Source organism: Sphingopyxis sp., assembly GCF_050725655.1.
Classification (GTDB): Bacteria; Pseudomonadota; Alphaproteobacteria; order Sphingomonadales; family Sphingomonadaceae; genus Sphingopyxis.
This window is the reverse complement of record NZ_JBOHHT010000108.1, coordinates 1-4322: the sequence shown is the minus strand read 5'-3', so window position 1 is coordinate 4322 and position 4322 is coordinate 1. Positions and strand designations below refer to the sequence as shown.

Annotated in this window: 3 protein-coding genes; all 3 read left to right on the top strand. The window is 64.3% G+C overall.

Translation table 11 applies throughout. The features are described 5' to 3' along the window. On the top strand, positions 1–2924 hold a 2924-nt coding region (gene carB / locus ACREBX_RS16265; RefSeq protein ID WP_431562782.1), incomplete at its 5' end, for a carbamoyl-phosphate synthase large subunit. Between the two features lie 96 nt (positions 2925–3020). Next, positions 3021–3497 (top strand): transcription elongation factor GreA, encoded by a 477-nt coding sequence (gene greA, locus ACREBX_RS16260; protein WP_431562781.1) that lies wholly within the window; start codon positions 3021–3023, stop codon positions 3495–3497. Positions 3498–3510: 13 nt separating this feature from the next. Then, on the top strand, positions 3511–4146 hold the full coding sequence (locus ACREBX_RS16255) for a rhomboid family intramembrane serine protease (protein ID WP_431562780.1): 636 nt from the start codon (positions 3511–3513) through the stop codon (positions 4144–4146). The last annotated feature ends 176 nt before the right edge of the window (positions 4147–4322 follow it).

The window sequence follows — 4322 nt, the reverse complement described above, 5'->3', positions numbered from 1 at the left end:
GCGACGCGATGACCAAGATCGGGCTGGAAAGCGCGCGCAGCGGCATTGCGCACACGCTCGACGAGGCGCTGGCGGTGCTCGAACGCACCGGCCTGCCGTCGATTATCCGCCCGTCGTTCACAATGGGCGGCACCGGCGGCGGCATCGCGTATAACCGCGAGGAGTTCGAGCATATCGTCCGCGGCGGGCTGATCGCCTCGCCGACCAACGAGGTGCTGATCGAGGAATCGCTCCTCGGCTGGAAAGAATATGAGATGGAGGTGGTGCGCGACCGCCGGGACAATTGCATCATCATCTGTTCGATCGAAAATGTCGATCCGATGGGCGTGCATACCGGCGACAGCATCACCGTCGCTCCCGCGCTGACGCTGACCGACAAGGAATATCAGATCATGCGCAACGCGAGCATCGCGGTGCTGCGCGAGATCGGGGTCGAGACGGGCGGATCGAACGTCCAGTTCGCGGTGAACCCCAAGGATGGCCGCCTGATCGTGATCGAAATGAACCCGCGCGTGTCGCGCTCGTCGGCGCTGGCGTCGAAGGCGACGGGTTTCCCGATCGCCAAGGTCGCGGCGAAGCTGGCGGTCGGCTACACGCTCGACGAGATCATGAACGACATCACCGGGGTCACCCCGGCGTCGTTCGAACCGACGATCGACTATGTCGTGACCAAGATCCCGCGCTTTGCCTTCGAAAAGTTCAAGGGCGCCGAGGCGGTGCTGTCGACCGCGATGAAATCGGTCGGCGAGGTCATGGCGATCGGCCGCACGATCCATGAATCTTTGCAAAAGGCACTGCGCGGGCTGGAGACGGGGCTTTCGGGCTTTAACTTCGTCGATCGCCTGAAGGGCGCGAGCCACGACCAGTTGCGCAGCGAACTGGCGAAGGCGACCCCCGACCGCCTGCTCAACGCCGCGCAGGCGATCCGCGAAGGTCTGCCGCTGTCCGAAATCAACCGCATCGCGGGTTACGACATGTGGTTCCTCGAACGTATCGAAGAGATTGTCGAAGCCGAGCAGGAGGTTTGCGAAAACGGCCTGCCGCGCGATGCCGAAGGGCTGCGCAAGCTCAAAGCGATGGGCTTCTCCGACAAGCGGCTTGCCTATCTGGCGCTCCAGTCTGCGAACCTGCGCCCCGGATCGAAGCGCGCGACCGCGCGCGGCAGCGGGCTGATCCATGAGGCGGTCAAGGCGATGACCGGCGGCGTCACCGAGGCCGAAGTGCGCGCGCTGCGCCACAAGCTTGGCGTGCGGCCGGTGTTCAAGATGATCGACACCTGCGCCGCCGAATTCCAGGCGCAGACGCCTTATCTTTATTCGACCTACGAAGCCCCGACCTTTGGCGAGCCCGAGAATGAGGCGAACCCGTCCGACCGGCAGAAGATCGTCATCCTTGGCGGCGGTCCGAACCGGATCGGGCAGGGGATCGAGTTCGACTATTGCTGTTGCCACGCCTGCTTCGCGCTCGAAGAGGCGGGCTATGAAACGATCATGATCAACTGCAACCCCGAAACGGTGAGCACCGATTATGACACGTCGGACCGCCTCTATTTCGAACCGCTGACCGCGGAAGACGTGCTCGAAATCCTCCACGTCGAGCAGCAGAACGGCACGCTCGTCGGCGTCATCGTCCAGTTCGGCGGGCAGACGCCGCTGAAGTTGGCGCAGGCACTGTCGGACGCGGGTATCCCGATCCTCGGCACCTCGCCCGACGCGATCGACCTCGCCGAAGACCGCGAGCGGTTTGCGGCGCTGGTCAACAAGCTCGGCCTGAAACAGCCCGAAAACGGCATCGCGCGCAGCCGCGAGGAAGCCGTCGCGGTCGCGGCGCGCATCGGGTATCCGGTGCTGACGCGCCCCTCCTATGTGCTCGGCGGCCGCGCGATGGAGATCGTCGACGATCAGGCGCAGCTCGAAAATTATATCGAGACCGCGGTGCAGGTGTCGGGCTCATCGCCGGTGCTGATCGACCGCTATCTGCGCGATGCGATCGAGGTCGATGTCGATGCCTTGTGCGACGGCACCGATGTGGTCGTCGCCGGTGTGCTCCAGCATATCGAGGAAGCCGGGGTCCATTCGGGCGACAGCGCCTGCTCGATCCCGCCGTACAGCCTGTCGGCCGACATCATCGCCGAGATCGAGCGCCAGACCGAAGCGCTGGCGCGCGCGCTGGGCGTATTGGGCCTCATGAACATCCAGTTCGCGGTGAAGGGCGACGAGGTTTTCCTGATCGAGGTCAACCCGCGCGCCAGCCGCACCGTGCCCTTCGTCGCGAAGGCGGTGGGCTCACCGATCGCCAAGATCGCGGCACGGGTGATGGCGGGCGAAAAGTTGGCCGACCTGCCCAGGATCAACCGCGACATCAAACATGTCGCGGTGAAGGAAGCGGTGTTCCCCTTTGCGCGGTTCCCCGGCACCGATCCAGTGCTGTCGCCAGAGATGAAGTCCACCGGCGAAGTCATGGGAATCGACAGCAACTTCAACCTGGCCTTTGCCAAGGCACAGCTTGGGGCGGGGGACCGCCTGCCGACCACCGGCCGCGTTTTCGTGTCGGTGAAGGACAGCGACAAGCCGCGCATCGTCGATGCGGTACGCCGGCTGACGGGATGGGGCTGGCAGGTGGTCGCGACCGGCGGCACTGCCGACTATCTTGCCGAACAGGGCATCGCGATCGAGCGCGTCAACAAGGTCGCCGAGGGCCGCCCGCATATCGTCGACCGGATCAAGGACGGCGATGTGCAGCTGATCTTCAACACGACCGAAGGGTGGCAGAGCCTGCAGGATTCGCAATCGATCCGCGCCTCGGCGCTTGCCGCCGACATCGCTTATTATACGACCGCCGCGGCGAGCGACGCCGCGACGCAGGCGATCGGGGCTCTTCGCGCACACAGTCTTGAAGTGAAGCCGCTTCAAGACTATTATTGAAGGCACCGCTCCACCCCCCGACATTGACGGAACAGCGGCTCAGCCGCCCGGCGAAACTTCGCTGGCGCTGGATTATTGACGAAGGACAACAGGATAATGGCAAGCGTTGAAAAGGTGCCGATGCTGGCAGAAGGCTATGAGAAGATGAGCACACAGCTCACTGCGCTCAAGGCCGAGCGACCGTTGATCGTCGATGCGATCGAGGAAGCGCGCGCGCATGGCGACCTTTCGGAAAATGCCGAATATCACGCCGCGAAAGAGCGTCAGGGCCAGGTCGAAGCGACGATCGGCGACCTGGAGGACAAGCTCTCGCGTGCGCAGGTGATCGACCCGACGATGCTGTCGGGCGACCGCATCGTGTTCGGCGCGACCGTCACCCTCGCCGACGAGGACGAGAAACCGATCCGCTATCAGATCGTCGGGCAAGCCGAAGCCGACGCAAAGGATGGCAAGATCAGCTATAACTCGCCGCTCGGCCGCGCATTGATCGGTCGCCGCGTCGAGGACGAGATCGAAGTCACCGTGCCCGCGGGCGACAAATATTATCTGGTGAAGAAAATCGAATTCATCTGATGGGTATTTGACGATGAAGCCGCACGAAGCGCCGCTGGTCACGGGCTATGCGCTCGTCTGCGTCATCGTCTTTGTCCTTATATGGATCACCGGATTCCAGGTCGACGCGATCGTGCGCGCAGGGTTCATTCCGGCGCGTTTCGGTAACGAATTGATCCTGCCGCCGGGGACGATGGTTCCCTTTGTGCTGACCCCGCTGTCGTCGGCGTTGCTGCACGGCGGGGTGCTGCATATCGTCTTCAACGTCATCGTGCTGCTGTTCATCGGGCGCCAGTTGGAGGCGCCGCTGGGGTCGAAGGCGATGGCGGTGCTGCTGCTCGCCGGGGCTTATGGCGGCGCGCTTGCGCAATTTCTCGGCGATCCGCAGTCGGCGGTGCCGATGATCGGCGCCAGCGGCGCGATCTCTGCGCTGATCGCGGTGTACGCCCTGATCTTCAGCCGCTCGCAGGCGTCCGCGATCGGTCCGATCCCGGGGCATTGGGTGCGCGCTTTATGGCTCGCCGCGGCGTGGATCGGGCTTCAGTTGCTCATCGGTTTCGCCGGTGGCAGCGGCTTCGGTGCGATCGCGATCTGGGCGCATGTCGGCGGGTTTCTCGCGGGCCTGCTGCTGGCCCGCCCGCTGTTGCGCTGGCGCTTCGGGGCGCGGTAGCTACAGAATCTGACGGGCGGTTTTGGGGTGGGAAGCGGATGTACCGATCCTCCCCACTTGTGGGGAGGTGGCAGCGCGAAGCGCTGACGGAGGGGGCTGGCGCCCGCCCGCAACGTCGCTTCAGGCCGCCAACCCCCTCCACCACCTTCGGCGGTCCCCCTCCCCGCAAGCGGGGA

What these genes read in the sequence shown, in the direction of transcription:
- greA (WP_431562781.1), top strand. Translation starts at nt 3,021, where the DNA reads ATGGCAAGCGTTGAAAAGGTGCCGATGCTGGCAGAAGGCTATGAGAAG.
- ACREBX_RS16255 (WP_431562780.1), top strand. Translation starts at nt 3,511, where the DNA reads ATGAAGCCGCACGAAGCGCCGCTGGTCACGGGCTATGCGCTCGTCTGC.